Source organism: Curtobacterium sp. B8, assembly GCF_000333315.1.
Taxonomy (GTDB): Bacteria; Actinomycetota; Actinomycetes; order Actinomycetales; family Microbacteriaceae; genus Curtobacterium; species Curtobacterium luteum.
The window spans coordinates 1-5,133 of sequence record NZ_BACW01000571.1 but is presented as its reverse complement, the minus strand read 5'-3'; the positions used below and the strand labels follow the sequence as shown (position 1 = coordinate 5,133).

At 72.4% G+C, this 5,133-nt stretch carries 4 protein-coding genes and 1 pseudogene; 2 read left to right on the top strand and 3 right to left on the bottom strand.

Features of this window, described 5'->3' with window-relative positions:
- Positions 1-17: 17 nt before the first annotated feature.
- Together I59_RS15540 and I59_RS15535 are read right to left on the bottom strand one after the other, a co-directional pair.
- Positions 18-947 carry a UPF0182 family protein gene (locus tag I59_RS15540; protein ID WP_022904657.1) on the bottom strand — a complete coding sequence of 310 codons (930 nt, stop codon included), beginning with the start codon at positions 945-947 and terminating at the stop codon, positions 18-20.
- Positions 948-1,201: 254 nt separating this feature from the next.
- Positions 1,202-2,311 (bottom strand): PDZ domain-containing protein, encoded by a 1,110-nt coding sequence (locus I59_RS15535; RefSeq protein ID WP_022904656.1) that lies wholly within the window; start codon positions 2,309-2,311, stop codon positions 1,202-1,204.
- Positions 2,312-2,415: 104 nt separating this feature from the next.
- Here I59_RS15535 and I59_RS15530 point away from each other — a divergent pair, with 104 nt between their 5' ends.
- Together I59_RS15530 and I59_RS23645 are read left to right on the top strand one after the other, a co-directional pair.
- On the top strand, positions 2,416-3,813 hold the full coding sequence (locus I59_RS15530) for a zinc-dependent metalloprotease (protein WP_022904655.1): 1,398 nt from the start codon (positions 2,416-2,418) through the stop codon (positions 3,811-3,813).
- A 69-nt stretch (positions 3,814-3,882) separates the two neighbouring features.
- A pseudogene (locus tag I59_RS23645) lies at positions 3,883-4,686 on the top strand (TOMM precursor leader peptide-binding protein); the annotation flags it as partial.
- Here the strand turns inward: I59_RS23645 and I59_RS21585 are convergent.
- Positions 4,667-5,133: 3'-5' exonuclease (locus I59_RS21585; RefSeq protein ID WP_031274055.1), on the bottom strand; the 467-nt coding region annotated here is incomplete at its 5' end. The pseudogene I59_RS23645 and the gene I59_RS21585 sit on opposite strands and share 20 nt — an antisense overlap.

Here is a 5,133-nt window from a genome sequence, read left to right as displayed (position 1 = left end):
ACGCGACCCCGTAGGCGTCACGCGTCGCGTCGATGTTCCGCTGGATGTACGCCGACTCGTACGAGCCCTCGGAGGGGCTTCACCTGGAGCCGCTGGACGATCCACGGGTAGATGCCGCCGACGACGATCGCGGCGACGAGGAGCAGCCCCGTGCCCACGATCGAGATGCGCCAGCGACCGATGACCGCGGTCACGATGAAGAGGATCGCGACGATCGCGGCGATTCCAGCCATGATCTCGCGGCCGGGGATGACCGCGTTGACGTCGGTGTACTGCGCACCCGTGATGAGCGAGTTGTTCTTCGCGAGGGTCGCGTACTGGTCGAGCCAGAGGCTGACGGCCTGCAGCGCGATGTAGACGGCGGCCGTGACCGCGAGCTGCACGCGGGCCGCGCGGGAGATGCGGACCTCGCGCCCGCCGAAGCGCATCGCGCCGTACAGGTACAGGGCGGCGAGCGCCGCGAGCCCGGCGATGAGCACGACCGCCGAGGCGTACGCGACGATCGAGCGCCAGAACGGCAGCTCGAAGACGTAGAACCCGATGTCGAGGCCGAACTGCGGGTCCTTCTTGCCGAACGAGGTCCGGTTGAAGTACTCGAGGACCATGCTCCACCGGCCGGAGGTCGACAGGCCAGCGAAGACGCCGAGGACGACCGGGATGCCGATCATGACCGCGCGGCGCAGCGGCTCGATGACCTGCTGGTAGCGGTCGAGCTGCGAGTTGAGCTTCGCGTAGACGGGACGGAACCGGAACGCGAACGCGATGCTCAGGTAGACCGGCACCGCCATGCCGAGGAACCCGGCGACGAACATCGACGTCCCCGCGATCCACCGCGTGGTCAGGACCTGCTGGAACCCGAGCTGCGCGAACCACGCGTAGTCCGTGTAGAGGCTCGCGAAGATGAAGAAGGCGATCACCAGTGCAGCCAGCACGATGATCGTGACCACGATCGGGACCCGCGGCGAACGCCGCCCAGAGGAGGATGGACCCGAGGTGGACGAGGTGGTCGTCACTTGATGTGCTCCAGACGTGTCGGACCGGCGGGCCCGGCGCGGCGGGCCGTCAGTGCGTCGATCCTATTGGTCGCTGCCGACAGTGAAACTGTGCGGGGACTCAGGAAGGTGATCCGGGCCTCCCGGCGGGCCGCCTGGAGGCGCGGATCGCGACGTGCGCGCACGTCGCGTGGAGCGCGTGGCCGTTCCTACGACGTGCAGCGTGCGAGCTTCGCGGTGCTCTTCCCGGACGCGATGGTCTGCAGGTCGGTGACCGCCTGGTCGAGCGTGGCGACCTTGTAGACGTCGAGCCCGTCGGGCACGTGACCGACCACCTCGTCGCAGTTGTCGGCGGGGGCGAGGAAGATCGTCGCTCCCGCTTCCTCCGCGCCGTACATCTTCTGGCGGATGCCGCCGATCGCGCCGACCTCGCCCTGCGCGGTGATCGTGCCGGTGCCCGCGACGTGCTTCCCGCCGTTCAGCTTGCCGGGGGTGATCTCGTCGATGATCCCGAGCGCGAACATCATGCCGGCGGACGGGCCGCCCACGTCCTGCAGGGTGATCTTCACGTCGAAAGGGAAGTCGTAGCGCTCGGTGACGCCGACGCCGAGGAGCGCGGTGCCGTCCTGCTCGCGCGGGGTGACCCCGGACGTGCGCTCCTTCCCGTCGCGCTCGATCGTGATCGTCGCCGGGCTGCTCGTCCCGTGCTTCGCGACCGCGGCGCGGAGGCTCGATGCGTCGACGTCCTCGGTGAGCTGCGTCCCGTCGAAGGCGCGGATGACGTCACCCTTCTCGATCGTGCCGTCGGCGGCCGACCCCTTCTGGACGGTGCCCACCTCGAGTTCGGTCGGGACGGGGATGTCCTGCTGCACGAGGGCTGCGGCGACGGCGGACTGCTGCGACTGCTGCATGTCGGCGGTGTCCTGCTGGCTGACCTGCTCGTTCGTCGACCCCGGGGGGTAGATCGCCGAGGCCGGGATCACGGCCTCCGACTTCGTGAAGAGCGCCCGGATGACGCTCGTCCAGCTCGGCCGGTGCGTCGCGTCGCCTTGGACGCCGACGGTGAGCATGTCGAGTGCGCCCGAGGTCGGGTAGGTCTCGCGGCCCGAGATCTGGATGAGCTCGACGTCCTTCGCGTCCTTCCCCTCCCCCTGCCGCTGCGTGCCGATGGTGTTGTAGACCGGGCCGGGGACCTCGATGAGGTACGGGCTCGGCAGGAAGCTCGCGAGCAGGCCGAGCACGACGGCTCCGATGACGAACGCCCAGCCGAGCGTCCGGGCACGGGATCGACGGCGGGGCTCGGGGGCGAAGAGCGTCACGCAGGGTCCTTCCACGGGGGTGTTCGCCCTCGGCGCAGCGGTTCGGGCGTTCCCACGGGAGCGTCCCAGGTCGGTGCCCGTGAGCAGCGGTTAGCGTAGTCGCCATGCCTGATGAACCGCAGCCGGGGCCGGACGACGACTTCCAGGAGATGCTGCGCAAGCTGCTGTCCGGGGAGGGCCAGATCGACCCGTCGCAGCTCGCCGGTGCGGCCGGGCTCCCGAACGACCCGGCGTTCGTCGCGAACCTGATGAGCCAGCTCCAGCGGGCCGCGCAGTCGGGTGGGGACGGCATCGACTTCTCGGTCACCGCCGAGCGTGCGACGGCGATCGCGCGGGAGGGCGGCCATGCCGTCGACCCCGCGACGGCGCAGGCGTCCGACCAGGCCTTCCAGGTCGCCGCACTCTGGCTCGACGAGGTCACCACGGTCGCCGAGCTCACCGCCACGCCGAGCCTCTACACCCGCGAGCAGTGGGCGAAGGCGACCGCCCCCGTCTGGACGCAGATCGCCGAGCCGGTGGCCTCGAGCATCGCGAACGCCCTGACCGAGGCGATCGACCAGCGGGCCCCCGAGGAGCTCAAGGCCATGCTCGGCGACGTCTCGAAGGCGATGCGCGGTGTCGGCGGTGCCCTGTTCGCCATCCAGCTCGGCCAGGTCGTCGGCCAGCTCTCGAAGGAGGTCGTGTCCGGCGGCGACGTCGGGGTCCCGCTCCTCGACGAGCAGGTCGCCGCGCTCCTCCCCCAGAACGTCGCCGAGTTCGCCGAGGGACTCGACGTGCCCGAGGACGAGGTCCGGATCTGGCTCGCCGTCCGGGAGCTCGCGCACGCCCGGCTGTTCCGGTCCGCCCGGTGGCTGCGGCTGCACATCATCTCGTCGATCACGGACTACGCGAAGGGGATCCACATCCCCTTCGACCGCGTCGAGGAGCTCGCCGCGGACATCGACCCCACGGACCAGGAGCAGCTCCGCGACGCCCTCGCGTCCGGTGCGCTCATCCCGCCGCGGAGCCCCGAGCAGGACGCGGCCCTCGCACGCCTCGAGACGATGCTCGCGCTCGTCGAGGGCTGGGTCGACACCGTCACCGCGGCGGCGACCGCCCGGCTTCCCCGCGCCGACGCCGTCGCCGAGATGGTCCGCCGTCGCCGTGCCTCGGGCGGACCTGCGGAGTCCGCGTTCGCGACGCTCGTCGGCCTGGAACTGCGGCCCCGCCGGCTGCGCGAGGCCGCCGCGATGTGGCAGCGCGTCACCGACGAGCTCGGTGCCGAGGGCCGCGACGCCCTGTGGTCGCACTTCGACGCGGTGCCGACCTCGGAGGACATCGACGCCCCGGACGCCCTGGTGCTCCGGCTGAAGAACCCGGGCTTCTCGGCCGAGGACGACGAGTTCGACAAGGCGCTGCAGGACCTCCTCGACGACAGCACGGGCTCGCGGCCGCGGGAGGACGAGCAGGGTCGGGTCGAGGACGGCGACGGGTCCGACGACGGGTCCGCTCCGCGGGCCTGACGTCCGGGGGTTCTCCACAGATCGGTGCCGGTCGCCCCGGACGGCCCCGTGCTGCGGGACGGTGGGTGCATGGGCATCCGCATCGACCCGACGCTCGAGTTCGTCTGGCGCGACCCGGCGACCGTGCAGCTCGGCGTCGACCCACCGCGCGCCGTCGTCCCGGTCCCGACCACGGCCGAGGAACGGTTCCTCTGCGCCCTCCGACACGAGACCGGTCGCGATGCCCTGACCGCCCTCGCCCACGCCTCCGGGTGTCGGCCGGAGCTCGCGGCCGCGGTCCTCGCCGCAGCGTCCCCCGCGGTGGTCGACGTCCTGCCGCCGACGCGCCCACGGGTGCAGGTCCACGGCGCGGGGCCGCTCGCCGACACGGTCGCCGCCCAGCTCGAGGGCGAGGGCGTGGAGGTGCTCCGGACGCTCCCGCCGGTGGACGGCACGGGCGTCGAACACGGCGCGGGTGCGGCGCCGCCCGCGGACGACGCCCAGTTCGCCGTCGTCGTCGCCGAACACGTCGTGGACCCGGCCCTCCGCGCAGCGTGGTCCCGCCGTGACGTCCCGCACGTGGCGGTGGTCGTCGGCGACGGCAGCGTCCGGGTCGGCCCGGTCGTGACGCCGGACGCCGGGCCCTGCCTGCAGTGCGTCGAGTACGACCGTGCCGACGACGACCCGGCGTGGCCGGTGCTCGCCGCACAGGTGTGGGGCCGCAGCGCCGCCCCGCTCGGTCCCTGGCGGACGGCCGCGGTCGCGGCGACGACGGTGGCGATCGTCCTCGCACGGGTGCCGAGCGCCACCGTCGCCCGGCAGCGACCCGACGACGACCAGGACCAGCTCGTCCTCGACCGGTCGGACCTGTCGGTCACGCGCCGGACGCTGCTGCCCCATCCGCGCTGCGCGTGTCGAGGGCTGCCAGGAACCGACTCGGAGTCCGCGTCCCCCCGCGGACCGACCCCTGTCGCGACCACGTCACCGTCACCGACCGACGGGCCCGCGTGAGGCCGACGTAGAACAGGCGGCGCTCCTCGTCGACCTCGGCGTCCGTGGTCGCGTGGGAGATCGGCAGGAGCCCCTCCGCCGCGCCGGTGATCACCACGTGCGGCCACTCCAGGCCCTTCGAGGAGTGCAGGGTGGCCAGCGTGACCGCGTCGAGCTCGGGCTCGTGGTGCGTCGCAGCGCGGTCGACCAGGTCCTGGGTGAACTGCTGCATGGTCGTGCCGGCCGGGGCGTCCTCGGCGAGGCCCATGATCGCCTGCAGCGCCTCCCACTGCTCGCGGACCGCGCCCGTCCCCTCCGGCGGGGTCGGCGTCCAGCCGCTCACCTGCAGCA

Bases quoted from the DNA above. Each gene is read 5' to 3' on its own strand.
- I59_RS15530 (WP_022904655.1), top strand. From the start codon at position 2,416: ATGCCTGATGAACCGCAGCCGGGGCCGGACGACGACTTCCAGGAGATG.